Source organism: Candidatus Phytoplasma rubi (assembly GCF_026821955.1).
Classification (GTDB): Bacteria; Bacillota_I; Bacilli_A; order Acholeplasmatales; family Acholeplasmataceae; genus Phytoplasma; species Phytoplasma vitis.
Genome location: NZ_CP114006.1, coordinates 414680 through 435177 on the forward strand (window position 1 = coordinate 414680; position 20498 = coordinate 435177).

The 20498-nt window shown below is 21.8% G+C and carries 19 protein-coding genes, 1 other RNA gene and 5 pseudogenes; 16 read left to right on the top strand and 9 right to left on the bottom strand.

The genetic code is table 11. The features are described from left to right. Positions 1 to 41: 41 nt before the first annotated feature. The 5 genes and pseudogenes from RS022_RS04265 to RS022_RS02310 all read left to right on the top strand — a co-directional run bounded on the left by RS022_RS04265 (position 42) and on the right by RS022_RS02310 (position 4047). Entirely contained in the window at positions 42 to 197 is a 156-nt protein-coding gene (locus RS022_RS04265; protein WP_268849614.1) for a hypothetical protein, read from the top strand. Positions 198 to 719: 522 nt separating this feature from the next. Next, positions 720 to 1499 (top strand): hypothetical protein, encoded by a 780-nt coding sequence (locus RS022_RS02295; RefSeq protein WP_268849615.1) that lies wholly within the window; start codon positions 720 to 722, stop codon positions 1497 to 1499. Then, positions 1500 to 1882: pseudogene (locus tag RS022_RS02300) on the top strand (phase variable surface lipoprotein); the annotation flags it as partial. A gap of 482 nt (positions 1883 to 2364) precedes the next feature. Next, positions 2365 to 2901, top strand: coding sequence for a hypothetical protein (locus RS022_RS02305; RefSeq protein ID WP_268849616.1), 537 nt, complete (start codon positions 2365 to 2367; stop codon positions 2899 to 2901). Between the two features lie 204 nt (positions 2902 to 3105). After that, positions 3106 to 4047, top strand: a pseudogene (locus RS022_RS02310) (IS3 family transposase). Between the two features lie 333 nt (positions 4048 to 4380). Here the strand turns inward: RS022_RS02310 and RS022_RS02315 are convergent. From RS022_RS02315 to RS022_RS02355, 9 genes and pseudogenes are all read right to left on the bottom strand, one after another. Next, positions 4381 to 4674: pseudogene (locus RS022_RS02315) on the bottom strand (YqaJ viral recombinase family protein); the annotation flags it as partial. 70 nt (positions 4675 to 4744) lie between these two features. Then, positions 4745 to 4927, bottom strand: coding sequence for a hypothetical protein (locus RS022_RS02320; RefSeq protein WP_268849617.1), 183 nt, complete (start codon positions 4925 to 4927; stop codon positions 4745 to 4747). Continuing rightward, positions 4900 to 5127, bottom strand: coding sequence for a hypothetical protein (locus RS022_RS02325; protein ID WP_268849618.1), 228 nt, complete (start codon positions 5125 to 5127; stop codon positions 4900 to 4902). The genes RS022_RS02320 and RS022_RS02325 overlap by 28 nt, the downstream gene beginning before the upstream one ends. A gap of 133 nt (positions 5128 to 5260) precedes the next feature. Further along, entirely contained in the window at positions 5261 to 5716 is a 456-nt protein-coding gene (locus tag RS022_RS02330) for an effector protein (RefSeq protein ID WP_268849619.1), read from the bottom strand. Positions 5717 to 5910: 194 nt separating this feature from the next. Continuing rightward, positions 5911 to 6648 (bottom strand): annotated as a pseudogene (locus RS022_RS02335) (effector). A 72-nt stretch (positions 6649 to 6720) separates the two neighbouring features. After that, positions 6721 to 7338, bottom strand: coding sequence for an ATPase (locus RS022_RS02340; RefSeq protein WP_268849620.1), 618 nt, complete (start codon positions 7336 to 7338; stop codon positions 6721 to 6723). A gap of 186 nt (positions 7339 to 7524) precedes the next feature. Beyond that, positions 7525 to 7770, bottom strand: coding sequence for a hypothetical protein (locus RS022_RS02345; RefSeq protein WP_268849621.1), 246 nt, complete (start codon positions 7768 to 7770; stop codon positions 7525 to 7527). A gap of 37 nt (positions 7771 to 7807) precedes the next feature. Next, positions 7808 to 8658: pseudogene (locus RS022_RS02350) on the bottom strand (hypothetical protein). Positions 8659 to 8800: 142 nt separating this feature from the next. Next, positions 8801 to 8965, bottom strand: a complete 165-nt coding sequence (locus tag RS022_RS02355; RefSeq protein ID WP_268849622.1) for a hypothetical protein — start codon at positions 8963 to 8965, stop codon at positions 8801 to 8803. Positions 8966 to 9687: 722 nt separating this feature from the next. Here RS022_RS02355 and rnpB point away from each other — a divergent pair. The 11 genes from rnpB to RS022_RS02410 all read left to right on the top strand — a co-directional run bounded on the left by rnpB (position 9688) and on the right by RS022_RS02410 (position 20054). Further along, positions 9688 to 10112: RNase P RNA component class B (gene rnpB, locus RS022_RS02360), an RNA gene on the top strand. 308 nt (positions 10113 to 10420) lie between these two features. Beyond that, a complete protein-coding gene (lysS, locus tag RS022_RS02365) occupies positions 10421 to 11917 on the top strand; it encodes a lysine--tRNA ligase (RefSeq protein ID WP_268849623.1) in 1497 nt (498 codons plus the stop codon). 64 nt (positions 11918 to 11981) lie between these two features. Continuing rightward, complete coding sequence (locus tag RS022_RS02370; RefSeq protein WP_268849624.1) at positions 11982 to 14681, top strand: PHP domain-containing protein; 2700 nt, start codon at positions 11982 to 11984, stop codon at positions 14679 to 14681. A 56-nt stretch (positions 14682 to 14737) separates the two neighbouring features. After that, complete coding sequence (locus RS022_RS02375; protein WP_268849625.1) at positions 14738 to 15190, top strand: hypothetical protein; 453 nt, start codon at positions 14738 to 14740, stop codon at positions 15188 to 15190. 68 nt (positions 15191 to 15258) lie between these two features. Next, positions 15259 to 15837, top strand: coding sequence for a hypothetical protein (locus RS022_RS02380; protein ID WP_268849626.1), 579 nt, complete (start codon positions 15259 to 15261; stop codon positions 15835 to 15837). A gap of 191 nt (positions 15838 to 16028) precedes the next feature. Continuing rightward, complete coding sequence (gene trhO, locus RS022_RS02385; protein ID WP_268849627.1) at positions 16029 to 16961, top strand: oxygen-dependent tRNA uridine(34) hydroxylase TrhO; 933 nt, start codon at positions 16029 to 16031, stop codon at positions 16959 to 16961. A 220-nt stretch (positions 16962 to 17181) separates the two neighbouring features. Further along, positions 17182 to 17499, top strand: a complete 318-nt coding sequence (gene rplU, locus RS022_RS02390; protein ID WP_268849628.1) for a 50S ribosomal protein L21 — start codon at positions 17182 to 17184, stop codon at positions 17497 to 17499. A gap of 7 nt (positions 17500 to 17506) precedes the next feature. Further along, complete coding sequence (locus tag RS022_RS02395; protein ID WP_268849629.1) at positions 17507 to 17818, top strand: ribosomal-processing cysteine protease Prp; 312 nt, start codon at positions 17507 to 17509, stop codon at positions 17816 to 17818. Positions 17819 to 17839: 21 nt separating this feature from the next. Next, entirely contained in the window at positions 17840 to 18136 is a 297-nt protein-coding gene (rpmA, locus tag RS022_RS02400; RefSeq protein ID WP_320412531.1) for a 50S ribosomal protein L27, read from the top strand. Positions 18137 to 18148: 12 nt separating this feature from the next. Next, positions 18149 to 19441: a GTPase ObgE gene (gene obgE / locus RS022_RS02405; protein ID WP_268849630.1), complete on the top strand. Its 1293-nt coding sequence runs from the start codon at positions 18149 to 18151 to the stop codon at positions 19439 to 19441. Positions 19442 to 19475: 34 nt separating this feature from the next. Further along, the gene (locus RS022_RS02410) at positions 19476 to 20054 is read left to right on the top strand and encodes a hypothetical protein (protein ID WP_268849631.1); all 579 of its coding nucleotides are present in this window, start codon (positions 19476 to 19478) and stop codon (positions 20052 to 20054) included. The last annotated feature ends 444 nt before the right edge of the window (positions 20055 to 20498 follow it).

Genomic DNA, 20498 nt, shown 5'->3' on the forward strand with positions numbered 1-20498 from the left:
ATCAATTAGATGCTCAAAAGTTAGATAAATATCATAAACCCATGAAAACTAACTATAAAAAAAGCTTAAACATCATCTATTATCGAAAAGAAGATTTAAAATATCTTCAATCTTTTTTAACAAAAAATAAACAAGGTTATCGGGTGAAAAAGCTACTTCCTGATTATAAAAGATATTTAAAAAAAGAAAAATCATAAAATAATTAACTTATTTTTTAACTCATCATTTAATCATCATTCACTCATCTTTTTATCATCGTTTGTCTAATCTAATTTCCTTGTAACAATCAAACCTTTAAAGGGAGTGATATTTTATATCGATAATGATAATGATACTCGATATTTGATATTATCGAATTATCATTTTTCATATCATTATTATTTATCGATATAATAAAACTTCTTTTTTTGAAAAACAATTTTATTTTTTTAATTTATTTCAATCATTAAATTAACTTTAATTTTTAAGTTAATTGCCTTTCCAAGTATTGAAAACAATATATTATTATTAAAAACAAATTAGATTTATAATATTAAATGTATATTAAATAATTTATAAAAATAATGAGGGTTTTTAATTATGAAATTATCAACTTAATTTTTTAGTCTTCAAAGCAATTTTAAAATAAAAAGTTGTTTTAGAAAAAAGAACAGTTTAATTTATCAATTTTATTTTATTGTTATATATAAATATTAAATAAATAAGGAAAAAAATTATTTATGTTTGATAAATCAAAAAAAAAATTATCTCGTAAAGCTTTTATTTTTTTAATTGTATTCATTATATTTTCAAGTGCAACTTATTTTATTAAATTAAACACTTATTCTTTTCGTCGTTTTTTTTGTATTCAGGGGTATATATATTACTCAGAACAAAATTTATTAACTTTTATACATGGTGTTTATTATAATACTTTTTATAATTTCACTTTTCAAAGTAATTTTTTAGTTCTTTTATTTTGTATTGGTACTTTAAATTATAAATTTCGAAATTCTAAAAATTATTCTTTATGGGCTTTTTGTGTTTTAGTTGATATATTATTAACTGGTGTTGTTTGGAATTTAATCGCCGATCCTTTTGTAGATTATAAAAATTTTAAATATGAGTTTTTAACAGTGAGTTTATGTGAACACACTTATATTCCAATATTGTTTACTATTTTTTATTTTAGTAATTTTTATATTAATCCTCCTTTCACTTCTTATCGAAAAAATTATTTAGCTTTAATTCATCCTTTGTTTTATCTTTTTTATTCATTAATTTTAGGTTCAATTGAAAATCAACATAATTTTATGAATCCTTTTTCATCATGTAATATTAGTTTAATAATTAATAATCTTTTTGATTTAAATTTTTATAATAATTCGTCTCAAGGATGGTTCGGCGTTTTAATAAATAATGTTTTCTTATTATTAGTTTTATTAATTGTTATTCCTATTCTATTTAGAATAAAAAAAATTTTAGTTAATAAAAACTTTTTACCATCGAAGAAAAAATAAAATGATAATTTTCCTTCTAGTAATAGTAATAAAAATTACTTTCAGATTTAATCCCTCTTAAAAGCTAAAATAACCCCCTTAAAACCCTCTATTCTTTATTTCAAATCAATTATCAAAACGAAACTAAAAATCAGCTTAAAGAATTAATTGAGAAAATTGATGTCAATAAATTAGAAACTTTACAATTATATCAATTAGATGCTCAAAAGCTAGATAAATATCATAAACCCATGAAAAATAACTATAAAAAAGGGTTAAACATTATTTATTATCGAAAAAAAGATTTAAAATACATTCAATCTTTTTTAACGAAAACCAAACAAGGTTATCGGGTGAAAAAACTACATTCTATGTATAAATATTTAATAAAAAAAGAAAACTAACAACTTTATAATACTTTACTAACAGTTTTATAACAGTTTGTCTTTTAAAATAATCTATATAAAGATTAACTCATTTGAGGAGTGATATTTTATATATTATATCGATAATGATAATGATACTCGATATTTGATATTATCGAATTATCATTTTTCATATCATTATTATTTAGTCGATATAAAAAACTTCTTTTTAGTAATTTTATTTTTTTAATTTATTTCAATCATTAAATTAACTTTAATTTTTAAGTTAATTGCCTTACCAAGTATTAAATATTATATATTAAACAAAAAGATTAACACGCTGAAGCCGCGCTTATTTATCAAATAAAAAATCTTTTAGAGATATATATAGTTAATATATATAATTTATAAGGATAGTTGGTGTTTGAATTATGAAATTAGAAAAAATTCACTAATAAAAAAATCAAATTATTAAAAAAAATAATTAATAAAATTAAAAAAATAAATGAAATGAGTTTTCAATGAGAATAATACCTTATGAGTTATATCCTTATACTCCCGATATATCTTTATGCGCTTTAAGAAAAGAATTTGGTATGCACGATTATTGTTTGAATAAAAAAATCAATAATAAGGGTATGCAACCTTTTTTAGAATTAGGTCGTAATTATTTCAATTTATCATTTCATAAATGGATTTTAGAAATGTCCCAAAGAAAACATTATGTTAATAGTTTTCATAATTTTTATGCTCAAAATAATAAATATGAGGTTGTTCCTACAAACTTTTGCTTAATTTTAGAATGTTGCATTCAATGGGAAATTAAAAAATTTTTACCTTACAATATTTCTTTGTCTTGGTTCCAAATTTCTAAATATTTATTATCTATGAAACATAATAATTATTTAAATTATTATTTATCTGAAGATATTTATCAATACTTAATACAATGGTATTGTTCTAATTTTATGCATAAAAATAATAAAGGGCTTTTAAAACCAAAAAATCTTCATATGAATAAGATAATTTTATTCTTTTCCAAAAATTTAATTAAATAACTTTTAAATTATTTTTTAATTAATTTAAATAAACTTTCATTACCATATTAAAACTATCATAATTCAGGAATTTTTTGATATTGTTAATTTTTATCAAAAAAGCAAAAATTTTTTACCTGATTTGAGTCATAAAAAATCTTTTAGATATATAAAAAAATAGTTATATATTTCTAAAACAATTTATAAAGATAATTTGGTATTAATATGAAAAAATTAAAACAAAAAGTTAAATTGTTACAAAAAATTATTGAAAAGATTAAAAAAATTGATAAAAAGATTGTTTTTCATTTAGTCAACCAATTCAATCAAACTCTTAATTTAACCACCATTTTAAAAACAATTCAAATTAAAAGAAGTACTTATTATTATTGGTGGTTGAAAATGAAAGATAAACTAAAAGAAAAAGAAGAAAAATACCTGTTACAACAAAAACGGATTAAAGCTTTATGTTCCCATTATCAATATTTTTACGGTTATCGAAAAATCACTGATTTATACCAAAAAACTTTTAATGAATTTATCACCAAGAAAAAAGTTTATCTCATTATGAAAAAAAATGATATTAGTTGTCGTTTAAGAATCAAAAAAAATTTTACTTACCGTAATTTAAAAAATAATCTCCAAGTGATTCCTAATTTAATCAATCAAGATTTTATGGCTACCAAACCTCTTTAAAAACTCTTTACCGACATCACTTATTTCAAAACCAATCAAGGTTTTCTCTATTTTTCTTGTATCATTGACTCTTTTAACAATCAAATAATTGCTTCACATGTTTCAAACCAACAAAATAAAAATTTAGTTTTAAATACTATTAAAAAACTGCCAAAATTAAAAGAGCCTTGTATCATTTACTCTGATCAAGGAAAAGTTTATCAATCACTCAAAATTTAACACACTTTAACAAAAAAAGGTTTTTTAATCAGCATGTCAAGAAAAGCTAACCCTCGTAAGAACGCTGTCATTGAAAACTTTTTCGGCCAAATGAAAACCATCTTATAACATCAAAACCCTTTTTTATTTCAAAAATCTCCTGATAACATAAAAAAATTAATTAATCATTTTCCGAAATTTTGGAATACTAAGTGGATTTTAAGTAAATTAAACCATTCAACTCCATCTCAATATATTCAAAATCTGAGATAAATTTTTAGTTGAATTAACATCAAATAATATAACCTTGTAAAAGGTTACTTTAGTGTGCCTTTTTTTACCTAAAAATAGTAAAATTTAAAAAAATATCATTTTCTTTTCATTTTGTGGGCGAGTTTTTCACTTTTTTTACCTAACTAGATAGTGTAAGGATAAATATTTAAAAATATCTTTTGAAACCAAAGAATTATGAAAAAAAGTTTAGACACTTTTTCAATAAAAAAATATTTCCTTAGTTTGAAAAGATAGGAAATTATCTACTTATTTTTTAGTCTTAAAGAACAATTTTAAAATAAAAAGTTGTATGAAAAAACGGAACAGCTCAGCCTCTAAAGAATCGGAAAAAAGTTTAACTTGTTCATCCACAAAAATGGTATCTTCGAAAGTTAAATTAGTTTTTTGAATGAAAAACTTCTGAGCGATGGGTTCCATTTTTTGACCATGAATTGTGTATTGATTGGCGTAAAGGTAGTTCTAAAGAGTTTATCATGAACTTAACAACTGTTCCATGGAACGAAAGGGATCTAAACCTGTAATAGAAGCGATTTCAGAAGCGTTGATATATTTTTTTTGGTGTTGATACCATAATTTAGTGCGTTGATTTAAGTTTTTGATTTTCATAATGATTATTCTTTTTTAAAAATTTTCTTTAATAATAATAAAAGATATTTTCCTAAATAATAAATAAACCCTAGAATGTGATAAAACATTTAAGGATAAAATCAATTAAATATAATAAATGAGGAAGAAATAATAAAATAATTGTTAATAAAACTAAGTTTAACCATTGATTTTGATAAGTAAAGAAAGAACTACTTATCTTATGAATAATATTATTTAACTTAGTTAACCAAGTATTAAATAGATTCCACATGATTGGGTTGCTTCGTGATTAAATGTTGAATACAATTGAACCACTATTCCTTGTTTTAATTGGTGAATATTTATTTTGACGGCGAAAAGATAGAACTTAATGACATAATAAATGGTGATAATTGGAATAAATGAAAGTAAGATAATGATGAAAAAGATGAAATTAATGGGTAAAAATGAAAAGATTTTTTTAATGAACATAATTTTTGTTTCCTTGCCAAGGTTTGTAGGTTGTTAAATAAAAAAAGACCCTTTAAAGGGGTCTGGTTTTTGATTAAAAAATTATTAAATTCATTTAATTTATATTTTAGATTAATATTTTCTTGCAGACAAGTTATTTTTTAAGAAAATATATTTTTTTTCTTAATTTAATTTCTAAATTTATTTGTTCTAAATTTATTTCATATAAATTTTTTTTAAGAGAAGATTTTTTTTCTTTTAAAAAAGATATTTGAAATTTTAAAAAATTTGAATTTCTTTCTGAAGTGTTAGGGTTTTTCTTATTCCTAATTTTTAAATGAAATGATAATGTTTCTTCTATTCTATTAATTTCTTTTAATATTGAATTTCTTTTTCTGGATAAATCATCTATTTTAGATCTTAAAAACTCAATTTTTGTTTCTGAAGAATCAAATAATTGTTCTGAAGAATCTGTTTTTTTAATTTCTGAATAAACTTGACCAGCATAAACCAAATTAGATTTTATAAAATAATTTATAAATATAAAAAGTAAAAATATTATAAATAAAAAAATTGAAGTATAGTTGATTTTTTTTAAATTTAAATTCATTTTTTTTTGAATAAACTTTCTAATATAGATTTACTATTTTTTTTGATTTACAAATTTTTATATTTGTTATTTTTTTAAATTAATTTTTTAAATAATAATATTATAATTTAAATTTAGTATTTTCATTGCTTGTTGATTATTAAAAAAATTAAATAATTCCCAAAAAAAGTAAATAAATCAATACTTATTATTTATCACCAGTCAGGGCTGGTTCTTTTATTATTTTGGGCTTCTTGGGTTTTATCATTGTCGTGTTTATCTTGGTAAAGAGATAAAGTTTTACGAATAGGGTTAAAATGGAGGTGGAAATGGGTTAATTTGAAATCAGAATCATGAACACGTGCGCGAACCAAGGTAATAGTCTTTGTCTTCTTCTAAGAAATGTTTAGGGCCTTTGTATTTAAGGATTAAATAGTTACCTCCTTGGGCCTTTGAATTGTTGTTTTTCAAAATTGATATTTGAATATAAAGAACTGTCATCTTCCATATCGAAAGAAGCAGAATCGAATCCTTCTAAAGTGGTACTATCGTAAGTTAAACCTCTTTTATTCCAACGGTTGAAAGGATGGAAGGTCTTTGATGTAGTTGGCGAGGTTAGAAGGTTCTTTTTGGGTTTCGAGGCGGTCTTTAAATTTCATCAATTCAAAAGATCCGATATTTTCTTTGTTAGCGAGTTGTTGTTGATAATAACCGATACCATTAAGACCATCAAAAGTATAATGAATTTCAATCATTGATTTAGTTCTTCCTCGGTGATCAGTTACTTCCCATTCGTTTTTGATATCAGCTTTGGTTTCATTTAAAATAGGGATTTCTTCTTTTGGTAATTTAATGATTTCCATTTCGGTTAAAACAATAAAACTAATAATTAAAAAAAGAAGTATCCCTAATACGATAAAAACCCATTTAATGATTTTTTTAATATTAAACATGATTAGTTCCTTTCGGGTAATTTTGAATATACCAATATTTTAACACATTTGACTTTTGAATTTTAATTAAAATCATTTTTTGAACCAAGAAGTTACTTTATTAACTGTTTCGTTTATGTCGTCTTTAATTTTTGTAGTAAAGGGTTGAATTGAATCTTTCCAGGTTTTTTGGTTGTCTATGGTATTTTGAACTTGATCGTATTTTGTTTTTGTTTGGATTAATTTATTTTTATTATCTTCTAAGGTTACTTTAGTTGCTTCATGGGCTTTTTGTTCATCTTTGATTTGTTCTTTTAGTTTATTAATTTCATGACGGAGTTCGGCTTTTTCTTCGAGATATTTGCCAGAGACGTTTTCTAAAGCTTTAATGGTTCCTTCGAGAGCTTGAATATTTAGACCTTGTTGCACCCATTTATCGATTTGTTTTTCTAATTCTTCGCTTAAACGGTTAATTTCGTTTGCTTGTTCGTTGATGATTTGGTTTAATTGGGTGATTTCTTGGTCTTTTTGGTAGATAGTTGCTTGATATTCTTTTTCTTTTTGTTGAAAATTAGTAGTTAATTGGTTAATTTCGTTTTGGAGTGCTTGTTTTTCTTGTTCTAATAAAACTTGATTGGTTATTAATTCTTGGTTTTTATTTTCAATTAAGGATTTTTGTTCTTGGATTTGGTTTTGGAGTTGTTCGGTCATTTGATTTTGTTCGTTGATTTGGTTGATTAATTCATTAATTTGTTTTTCTTTTTTGGTGTTGATCGTTTTTTCTTGGTGAAGGTCAGTTTCTAATTGATTAATCTTTTGATCTTTGGTAAAAATTTCGTTTTCTTTAGAACGGATTTTATCGATTTATTGATTGATTTCTTTTTGAAGTTCTTGTTTTTATTGTTGAGATAGTTTTTGATTATTTTCTAATTCTTCTTGTTTTTGAGTTAAATCATGTTCTAAATTAGCTTTTTGTGTTTCTAAAGTTAAACTATTAATTTTTTCTTGTTGGAGTTGAATTTCTAATAAGTGTTTGGCTTTGATGATTTCTTCAGGAGTTAGTTGTTGCGTTTCAGTTGTTTTGTTAGTTTCTTTTAATGCCTTACCAATTAGTGGTGTTTGTTGGAATTGTTCTTGTTGCAATAAGGTGGGTTCAGTTGTTGATTCAACTGAACCATGATCAGGGATTATTAAGGTTACCAGTTTTACTTTCTTCTTGGGATGTTTCTTCTTGAATTGGATTAACTATAGTTGGTAATTCATTGTTTGGTTGTTGTTGAATAAATGGTTTTTGTAAGATGGTTGTTGGGGGATTTTCCATTTTATGGGTTAATTGTTGTGGTGGATTAAGGATTTTGGTTTCTTCTTGATAAAATTGGTAAAGTTCATAAGCAGTTGAAGCTAAATAAACCCAAAATAAAGCTTTACTATCAATTTTAAGGATTTTACCACCAACATTCGCTATTTTGGAAGTAGCTTTTTTTGAATGATAGTTTTAGTTCTTTTTTTAATAGTTTTTTTCTTCCCACTTTTTAACCAATTATCGATTTTTCCAATTCCCAAAAAAATCCCAATGACGCTTAAAGTAGTTGTTAGATAACAACCTAATTTCTCTTTTGGCGAAAGAGTATGATTAGGATCTTTATCATTACCTGTTACTTTATTATATATATACTCGATAACTTTACGAATTGGTTGAGTTGCTTTATCTTATAACGCTTTAGTTTTAAGCAGCGGTGTCACTTGTAAAAGTGTTGATTTGGTTTAAAACTTCAGGAAAGAATTTGAAAAGGACCCAATAAATGTCACCTCCAATTAATAATAATGGGATACACCAGATGAGGATTTTAAAGAAAGTTTTAATTATTTTAAGTAACCAGTTTTCTTTTTAGTTTGAGTTTCAATAATGATTTTAGGAGTTGGAGTTTTTCTTTTGATAATTATTTTATTAGATTTATTGTTTTTGGATTGATGTGAATTTTTATTTTTTTTTGATTGATTTTTTTTATTTTCAATTATTTTTTTTGACATATTTTTACTTGCTTTCTTTAATTGATTTATTTTGATTTATCGTAAGTTCCTCTAAATTATTTAAATCTTCATCAAATTTTTTAAAATTACTTTTTGTTTCTTGTTAGAATGCATTCATTTCCTTTTCCGTAAGGTTAATTTTTTATTTTAAATAATTATTTTGATGATTAATGTTTTCTTTTAAATTATCGTTTTGAAGGTTAATATGTTTTTTTAATTTATTATTATTGAAGTTAAAGATTATAATTGTTGTTAAAGTAAAAATTATTAAACAAATATAAGATGAATATTTTTGAATAATTTCCATTTTGTTTTCTCACTTTCTCTTTGATTTTTAAAGTTTTTTTAAAATAAAAAAGACTCTAAATTATAGTCTTTTAATTTTGGTGAAATTATTTTTGATTATTATTTTGAGATATAGCGTGATGTTTATCTTGGTAAAGAGATAAAGTTTTACGAACAGGGTTAAAATGGAGTTGGAAATTGGTTAATTCGAAATTTTTATTCCAACGGTCGAAAAGATGATGGTCTTTGATGTAACTGGCGAGGTTAGAAGGTTCTTTTTGAAGTTCACGATGATTTTTTCGACCAGCTTTAATTCTTTTCTTAAACTTTCTTCTCGAGTTTGAAGAGTTTTAAAATTATTTTTAATATCTATTATTTCTTGGTTTTTATCTTTAATTTTTTGTTCTTATTTGTCAGGAGTTTTATTGAAAGTTGTTAATTCTTGTTCTAATTGGGAGATTTTGTTTTCTTGGTGGATTTTAGTTAATTGATTTTTAATATTATTTAATATTAAAAAAGTTTCAAATACTTAAGCTACAGAATTAACTTCAGACGGAATAACAGCAGTTAATAATTTGTTTCAAATAGAAAACATTTTGGATCCTAAACACATGTTTCTTTTACAAAAAATTATTAATTTTGCTAAATATAAAATAATAATTGTTATCTAATTAAAATTACAATAATTAAAAATTAAATAGTTTTTTATATAAATTTTTGTTAAAATATTATTGTTAAAAAATAACAAAGTGGTGATCGAAGTTTAATTTTATTCAAGTGATAAAATTAAGTTTAGGAAAGTCCATGTTAGCACATGTTTTTAGGAAAGCATGTAGTGTTTGTGCTTAAGGAAAAAATAACTTAAGGTGTTTGAAATTTTTCAAGCAACGGCTTTTTAAATTCTAAAGACATATTATATATTATTTATAATAAAGTTTATGAAAATAAAAAATAAAGTGCCACAGAGACGAGTTAATTAGAAATAATTAAGTGAAACGCGGTAAACCCCTCAAGCTAATAATCCAAAATTATGGTAGGAGCATATAAAAATCAGTTTTTCCTAATATAAATTTTAATAATTGGTTTTTATACTATTTTTAGAAATAAAAGTAGAGATAAATGATCGCACTTGTTTTATACAAAACAAGAACAGAACATGGCTTATTCGTGTTATTTTTTAAAATAGAATCTTTTTTTTAAAAGATTCTTTTTTTGTTTATTTAGAATTAAATGATAAATTTAGAATTAAATATAAAATAATTACAAATTAATATATTATAATTTATAATTATAATATGAATAGATATTTGAATTTTATTTATTAAAAAAATTATCTTTATTTTTTTAATAAATAAAATCTATAATTATTTCAATTTTTTAATTTAATAAATAATTAAATAAAAAAATATAAATAATATAATATATTCAAATGCATTATTTTTATTAAAAAAATAAAAAAAGGTTATTAATAAATTTTATGACTATAAAAAAAAAAACAGAACAATATGTTATTAGAAAAAACAAAATAGAAGAATTAAAAAAATTAAATGTAGAACCTTTTCGTAATTATTTCGATGTTAAAAATAATGTTTTAGATATATTAAATAAATACGAATGTTTTAGTCATGATGAATTATCTGCAAAGGAGATTAAAGTTGATATCGCAGGTAGAATTGTTACTAATAGAAATCAAGGAAAAGCAGGTTTTTTTCTTTTACAAAATTTTGATGATTCTATTCAAATTTATTTAAATCAAAAATTAGTTTCTGAAAAAGCTTTTAATATTTATCAAAAAATAGATTTAGGTGATATTTTAGGAGTTAAAGGTTATTTATTCAAAACTAAAACGGGAGTATTAAGTGTAAAAGTTTTTGATTTAGTTCATTTAAGTAAAAGTTTAATGCCTTTACCAGATAAATATAAAGGTTTAAAAGATAAAGAGTATATTAGAAAAAAAAGATATATCGATCTTATTATAAATTCCGAAACTAGAAAAAAATTTATTATAAGAACGAAAATAATAAAAATTATTAGAAATTTTTTTGATAATAAAGGTTTTTTAGAAGTAGAAACGCCTATCTTACATTCTATTTTTGGTGGAGCAGCGGCTAAACCTTTTATTACTTATCATAACGCCTTAGAATCTAATTTTTATTTAAGAATAGCTACAGAAATACCATTAAAAAAATTAATAATCGGTGGAATAAATGCTGTTTATGAAATAGGTAGAGTTTTCCGAAATGAAGGAATTGATGCAACTCATAATCCAGAATTTACAACAATAGAAGCATATTTAGCTTATGCAAATATGAAAGATATTATGGAATTAACTGAATCTTGTTTAAAAAAGATTTGTATGGAAGTTTTAGGACGTTTAGATTTTGATTATCAAGAACATTTGATTAATTTTAATAAATTTGATAAATTTGATATGATTGATATAATTAAAATAAAAACAGGTATTGATTTTCGTCAAGAAATGACTTTAGAACAATGCAAAAAATTAGCTCAAGAAAATAATATCGAAGTAAAATTATTTCATACTAAAGGCCATATTATAGTTTCTTTTTTTGAAGAATTTGTTGAAAAGAATTTAATTCAACCAACTTTTATTTATAATTACCCTTATGAAGTAAGTCCTTTAGCTCAAAAAAATATTGAAAATGAAGAATTTGTTGATAGATTTGAATTATTTATAGCTGGGAAAGAATTAGTTAATGCTTTTTCTGAGTTAAACGATCCTATAGAACAAGAAAAACGTTTTCAAGAACAATTATCAGAAAGAAAATTAGGAAATAGCGAAGCTGAAGAATTAGATCAAGATTTTATCGAAGCTTTAGAATATGGAATGCCACCAACAGGAGGCTTGGGTTTAGGAATAGATCGTTTGGTTATGTTGTTAACTAATACTTCTAATATTAGAGATGTTATTTTATTCCCACATTTTGCTAACAATAAAAAAATCAAAAAATAAAAGATATTTAAAATTCTTTTTATTTTGAAATTATAAAAAAATTTATGTCATTAGAGGTTTCGAAATGATAGGTGTTTTTTATCTTCAAAGTTTTTATAGTATTATGGAAAGTATTCCTTCATTAGAATCGCTAGTAAAAAAAGCAAAAGAAAATCAATATCAATTTTTAGCTTTAAGTGATCATGAAAATTTGCATGGAATGGTTAATTTCGTCGAACTTTGTCAAAAAAATAAGATCAAACCTATCTTAGGAATTAAAGTATTTTTATCTTTAAAAGAAATTATTAATAAAGATAAAATAATTAATTTTTTGATTTATGCTTCAAATGATATAGGGATTAATAATTTAATTAAAATATCTAATTTAATTAAAACCAAACAAGAAAATATTACTTTAAAAGTTTTAAAAAAATTTCAAGAAGGTCTTTTTTTTATTGTATCTAATGTAGATTTCGAACTTTCTAATATAAATGATTGGATATTGATAGAAAAAATTTTTACTCAATTAAAAAATAATTTAAATTTTTTCTTTTTTGGTTTGTCTTTACAATCAAAACGTTTAGAAATATTTGCTGATATTTTTTTATCTTTAATGAAAAAATTAAAAATTTTTGTGGTTCCAGCTCATAAAACTAATTTTTTAGAAATCGAACAAGAAGAAGGGCATAAATTGTTATTTGAATTAAATAATCCTTTAAAATATTCTCAAATTTCTTCAGAAGAAAAAATGTCTTTTCAATTTTTGAATCTAAGAGAAATTCAAAATAAATATAATTATTATTATAATGATAATGATTATCGAGAATGTTTTCTAGATTTAAATTCTTTCATGGATAAAATTCAATATAATAAACTTTTTCCTTCTGATATTGGAATTCCTATATGGAAAGAATCTTCTGAAAAAAATTCTTTTACATATTTAGAAGAAATAACAAATGTTTTTTTAAGAAAAAAAATTTCTGTTTTTTCTGCTCGTTTTCCTCTTTATTTAGAGAGATTAAAAAAAGAATTAAAAATTATCAAAGATATGCATTATGAAGATTATTTTTTAATTGTTTTTGATATAGTAAGATATACAAGAGAAAAAAAAATTCTTTTAGGTTCTGGAAGAGGTTCGTCTCCTGGTTCTTTAGTTTGTTTTTGTTTAGACATTACAGAAGCAGATCCTCTATATTATAATCTTCTTTTCGAAAGGTTTTTGAATCCTAAAAGAAATAAAAAACCAGATATTGATTTAGATTTTCCAGATGATAAAATAAATATTATTTTAAAATATATTTATGAAAAATATGGAGAACATTATACTTCTAATATAATCACTTTTAACACTTTAACTATTAAATCTTTTATTAGAAATACTAATTATGTTAATTATCTTAAAAAAAATTTAAAATTCAATGATCCTGATTCAAAACAAATTAAAATTCTTTCTCAATTAGAAGGAATACCTCAATTTACAGGAACACATTCAGCAGGTGTTATTATTAGTAATAAAAATTTATTAGAAAATATTCCGATTCAAAAAAATCCTCATATTAATTCTCCTTTTAAATATCAAACTCAATTAGATGCTAATTATTTAGAAAAGATAGGTTTATTCAAAATAGATTTATTAAGTTTGAAAAGTTTATCTTTAATTGATAAAATTATAAAAGAAATTAACAAAAATAGAGAAGAAAAAATATCTTGGGAACAATTACCTTTAAATGACCTTCAAACATATCAATTATTACAAAAAGGAGATACAGAATATATTTTTCAATTAGAATCTCCAGCAGCTAAACAGGTCTTAAGAAAAATTAAACCTCAAAATTTTGAAGATTTGAATGCTGTTTTAGCTTTGAATAGACCAGGACAAATAAATTATATTAATAATTATTGTCGCAACAAACATGAAGAAAAAAATTTTTTAATTGAAAAATCAGTTTATAATTATATAGAGCATACTTTAAAAAATACATATGGAATTATTTTATATCAAGAACAAATAATGGAAATATCTGTTTATTTTGCTGGTTATGATTTCGGTGAAGCAGAAATTTTCATGAAATATATCATTCAAAAAGTTATTTCAGATAATGACAAAAATTCAATTAAATCAGAATTTGTAAAACGGAGTAAACAAAAAGGTCATTCTGAACAATTAGCGAATCAAATTTATGATTATATTTTAAAATTTTCTAATTATAGTTTTAATAAAAGTCATAGTGTGTCTTATTCTTTAATTAGTTATCGTATGGCTTATTTGAAAACGCATTTTCTTGTTCCTTTTTTAACAGTTATTTTAAATGAACATCAAAATATTCCTTTTGATAAAGAAATGTTATTAAAAAAAATAAAAAACACAAATGAAATTAAAATTATTGCTCCTAATATTTTTATTAGTGATATTGATTATAAATTATCAAAAGAAAAACTTTTATTACCTTTGACTTTGATTAGAAATGTAAATAATGAAATAGCTTCATTTTTAATAAATGAAAGAATGAAAAAAAAATTTGTTAATTTTTTTGATTTTAAAAATAGATGTCAAAAAGTTTTAAATAATGATTTATTAAAAGATTTAGTTTTATCGGGTATTTTTGATGATTTTGGTTTAAATAAAAACACTTTATTAAATGAAGCTAATTTAGATTATTTAGAACATGAACAATATTTACTTTCTTTTAAAAAAGAAATTATATTAGATGAATTACCAGAAGAATATTTAAGAAAAGAAATTTATAGAATTTTTGGTTTTGATTTAAATGTTATTCTAAATTAATATATTATTGAAATATAATATATCAAAAATTATAGAAATAGGAAAATATATTTATAATGACTTTATGTAAGAAATTAATTTTATTTTTTAAAGATAAAATTGTTACTAATTGTTCTCTTAAAAATAAATATTTTCGTTTTTTAATTATTATTTTAGGTTTTATATTTTTTTATTTTACAGCCTCTTTTAATGTTGAAAAGAGAACAATTTGGACAGATAATAATAGATTTAAAAATGTTTCGGATATTTTCAAAAATACAGAAAAAATTGAAAAATTTCAAGACAAAAAAAATGAAAATTCAGAAATAACTGAACAAAGTTTTATTAATTTTAAAGGAATGTTTATCGGTATTATTATTTTTATTGTTCTATTGGTTTTAAAAAAAGGATTTAACGGAATTAGTTTAGGAACTTTGATAGGAGCTTGTGTTGGTATTTGGATTGCGATCGGAATCCCTTCCATTATTTATTTTTTAGAATTTTTTTTTTCTGGAAAAATATTTTTTTGAAAATTAAAAAATTAAATTAATAGAAAAAGAAGAATTATTAAAAAATATTCTTCTTGAGGTTTTTATTTGTGCAAAAAACTTCTTTATATAAAATAATCATTACTTCTTTTTTCATTAGTATATCAATATTAATTGATATTTTTTTTTCAATTTTTGAAATAAAATTTTTTAAATTAACTTTAGTTATTATTTTTTTAGGAGGTTATTTTTTAGGTTTTTTAAACGGCTTGATTATTTGTATTTTTTACACTCTTTGGCATTTAACAAGAAGTTTTTATTCTTTTACAATTTTAGCCCAAAGTTTAAATTTTAATAATACTCAAATTTTTTTTTCTATTCTTTTAGATTACATATTACCTAATTTAATTATTAGTCTTTCAGGATTATTTTTTTATAAAAAAAATCATCAAATAATAAAAAAATTTTTTTTGTGTTTTTTATTAATTAATTTTTTAAGAATGTTATCTACTTCTTTATCTAGTATTTTTATTTATAGAGAGTTATTAATAGAAAAAAATATTTCAGAACAAAATATTTTGATTTCAGCTTTATTATTCAATTTAACTCCTTTTATAACTAATTTTTTTTTAGGAGGTTTTTGTTCTTTTTATTTAAAAAATCGATTAAAAGATATTTTTGATAAATAAATTTAAAATTTTAAATTACTTTTTATCAAATTTAAATATTTTTATTTATTTTTTAATAAAAATTTTTCTTTTAGAATTACTTTTTTGTATTATAATGAATATAGCGTTTATACAATAAATTTATTTTTTTAAATTTAAAAAAATTTTATAATATCTAAATTTTTTTAAGATAAGGAATTTTAGTTCTTAAAATGTCTAGTAAAAAAGAAAATTATTTAATTATTTTATTTTATAATTATACTCGTATTGAACGCCCTGAAAAATTTAAAGAAGAACATTGGAATTATTGTCAAAAATTAGGTCTTTTAGGAAGAATTATTATTTCTTCTGAAGGAATTAATGGGACTTTGTCAGGATTAAAAGAAGATATCGAAACATACATGGAATATTTAAAAAAAATAAAAGGTTTTGAAAACATTGATTTTAAAATAGATACGCATCATAAACATGTATTTCCTAGATTATCTATCAAAGTAAGAAAAGAAATAGTAGCTTTAAAATTGGATAAAGATTTATTTCCTAAAAGTAATCCTGATAATTATTTAGAACCTAAAAAATTTTTTCAAACATTAAAAGAAGAAGATGTAGTTGTTTTAGATGTTCGAAATGATTATGAATATAATTTAGGTCATTTTAGAAATTCTATTAACCCTAAAATTAGTAATTTTCGTGATTTTCCAGAATGGGCAGAAAAAAATTTATCTTTTTTAAAAAATAAAAAAGTTTTAACTTATTGTACTGGTGGAGTTCGTTGCGAAAAAGCATCTATTTTATTACGCTCTAAAGGATTGAATGAAGTCTATCAATTAAAAGGCGGCATTATTAAATATATTCAAGAATCAGAAGTTCAAGGCCAATTATTTGATGGTCAAATTTATGTTTTTGATCAAAGAATAGCTACCAAAGTTAACAAAAAAGAAAATATTATAGTAGGAAGAGATTTTTTTGATCAAAAACCTTGTGAAAGATATATCAATTGCGGCAATCCTAGTTGTAATAAACAAATTTTATGTAGTGAAGAAAATGAAATGAAGTATTTAGGTAGTTGTTCTTTAGAGTGTAGTCTAAATAAAAATAATCGTTATTTATTACAAAATAAAGAAAATTCAAATAAAAAAGATTAATTTTAAATAATATCAAATGAAAACTAATATATTAATTAATATATTTCATTTATTAAGATAATATAAATTTTTGTATTTTATATTATATAATATTTTATATATTATGTAGAAAAAATTAAATATCATTTTTTGTTTATTGTTTTTTTGTTTTTTCTTAATAAAAAATTATTTACAAAAATTACTAAAATCATTAATTAGAAAGAATTATAGGTGTTTATTTATGTTTGCTATTGTTAAAATCGGAAATAAACAATTAAAAATATATGAAGGTCAAGAAGTTTTTGTTGAAAAATTATCTCTCGAAGTAGATCAAAAACATGTTTTTGATCAAGTTTTAGCTATAGAAGATAATGAAAAAACTAAAAGCGTTTTAGGAACTCCATTTGTAAATGGTGCTAAAATAGAAGCTAAAGTAATTAAACAAGGTAAAGCAAAAAAAATTATTGTTTTCAAATATAAAAAAAAAAAGAAATATCGTTTAAAACAAGGTCATAGACAATTATATACTAAATTGTTAATTACTAAAATTATTTTTTAAGTTCGATATGATTAAATATTTTTTTATTAAAGAAGTTGAAAAAATAAAAAAAATAAGCATCAAAGGACATGCTTTGTATGCTCCTGAAAATCATGATATTGTTTGTGCTTCTGTTTCAACAGCTATCATAATAACTATAAATGCTATTGAAATTTTTGGATTGCAATCAAATATTGATTATTCTTTAAAAAAAGGTTCTTTTTCTCTTCAATTATTAAAATTTGATTCTATAATTAATAAATTATTATTAAATTTAGAATACAATTTGAAAGATTTAAGTAAAAATTATCCTAAATATTTAAAAGAAATGAAAAATTGATTTATTAAAGAGGTATTTTATATAATGTTAAAATTAAATATTCAATTATTTGCTACAAAAAAAGGTGTAGGTGCTACTCGTAATGGACGTGATTCTCATTCTAAAAGGTTAGGCGCTAAATTATCTGATGGTCAATATGCACATAAGGGGTCTATTATTTTCCGCCAAAGAGGAACTAAAATATTTCCTGGCGATAATGTAGGTATGGGGAAAGATCATACTTTATTTGCTTTAATTAGCGGCGTAGTTAAATATCAAATTAAACACAAAAATAAAAAACAAGTTTCTATGCAATTTGTTGAAAAAAAAGTTAATTAAAAAAAATAATAAATGAATTTTATAGATGAAGCAATCAATTTCGTAAAAGCTGGTAACGGCGGAAACGGAATTGTTTCTTTTAGAAGAGAAAAATATGTTCCTTATGGAGGACCTTCAGGTGGTAACGGAGGCTATGGCGGTTCCGTTATTTTTGTAGGTGATTCAGGTATTAATACTTTATTTAAATTGCAATATCAAAGAAAAATTAAAGCTTCAAATGGTGAAAACGGTAAAAGTAAAAATCAAAATGGATCTAAGGCTCCGGATTCTTTTATAAAAGTCCCTTTAGGGACAATGATTTATAATAACGAAAATCAAGAATTTATTGGTGAAATTTTAGAAGATGGATTTCAATTGGTTATTGCAAAGGGTGGAAAAGGAGGAAGAGGAAATTATTCTTTATCTAATTCTAAAAATAAAATCCCTTCTTTTGCAGAAAAAGGAGATTTAGGAGAAAGCTTAACTATTAGGACAGAATTAAAATTTTTAGCTGATGTTGGTTTAATTGGTTTTCCTAATGTAGGTAAATCTTCTTTGATTTCTGCTATTTCTAATGCTAAATCTAAAGCAGATTCTTATGCGTTTACAACTTTAAAACCTTTTTTAGGAGTAGTTAGCGGAAAAAATTTTAGTTTTAAAGTAGCTGATATTCCTGGTTTAATTAAAGATTCTCATTTAGGTCGTGGTATGGGAATTGATTTTTTAAAACATATTGAAAGATGTAAAGTTTTAATACATATATGTAGTCCTGATCATAATGATGTTTATGAAAAATATTGTCAATTAAATGAAGAATTAAAAAAATACAATCCTAAAATTTTAGAAAAACCACAAATTATTTTGTTCAATAAAATAGATTTACCAGATGCCGAATCTAAATTAGCTTCTTTTAAAAATAATTTAGTTGATAAAGAAATTGTATCTTTATCTGTTTGGAATCGTTTTAATTTAGAATTTTTAATATATAAAATAAAAGATTTATTGATTAATTATAAAAATGATAAAAATCAAGATGATAAATATCTTCAACAAAGTTATAAATTATTTACTTTAGAAGATGAAGATAAATTTAATATTTATAAAGATGAACAAAGTTATTTTATAGTTCAAGGGCCAAAAATAGAAAAATTGTTTCATAGAACAGATTTTAATAATTATGAATCACTAAAAAAGTTTTCTTATTCATTGAAAAAAATAGGGATAGAAAAAGAATTAAAACAAAAAGGTATGAAAGATAAAGATAAAGTTAAAATTTGTGATTATGTTTTTGAATTAGTAAATGAAGAATTTTTTTATAAAAAATAAAATTCAAAAAAAATATAATAATTATGAATTTATTTTGAGACAAATTATTATAGCATCTGTATTATCAGGTTTATCTGTTGTAATAAAAATTCTTTCTAATAAATTCATTAAAGGTCCTTTTTTTAAAATAATATTAAAAAATACTTTTGTAGATTTTTTATGTTTTGTTCCTTTACTTATTATCCCTTTATATTCTAAAAAAAGTTTCGCTTTTATAGGATCTTTTTTATCAGAAGGTATCGCATTTTGTTATAATAAGCGTACTAGTTATGTATATAATCCTATTTTAAGTTTAACTTATGGTTTTATTTGGGGAATTTTGCCTAGTTTGGTTTTAACTAAAAAAAAAGATTCTTTATTGAAAATTTATTTTTCTATAACTTTTATTTTTATTATTCATTTTATTTTTTATTATATGTTGAGTATTACTTGGATAAAATTTGTTTTTTTAGATCAAAATTATTCTTTGAATTTGAAAGCAAATATTTTTGTTTTACATCGTGTAGAAAGTTCTGTTTTTCTTTGTATTAAATTTGTTTCTTTGTTTATATTATCTTTTATTTGTGCTTTTATTTATAATAGGACTAAAAAAGTACTTTTATCATTATTTTAATTTTTAAATTAGAATAATTTTTTAGATTAATATAAGTTATTTGTTTTATTATAATTTTCCATTTTTATAAAATAAAACTGTTTTAAATAATCTAAAATAACAATTTATTAAAACTAATTTTTTAATTCCTTGATCAAAAAGTTAACACTTTTTAAAAAAAACTTTAAAATTAACTATTAAAAAATAATTTTTATATCTTTTCCAAAAATATTTTAGAAAAGAAAAATAAAATATTAAGAAGAGATTTATGGGTAACCAAAAATTCTAAATATCCTTTTATTTAACTATTATCAATTAAGGATGGAATAAACATACAAAAGTAAGATAAGACCAAAAAACGAAGATTTAATTTGATTTTATGATAAAGTTTTTTAATTAAAAAAATAAGCATTATAATAATAAATTAATTTTCGAATTTTAAATGAATATCTTTGGTGTCTTTTT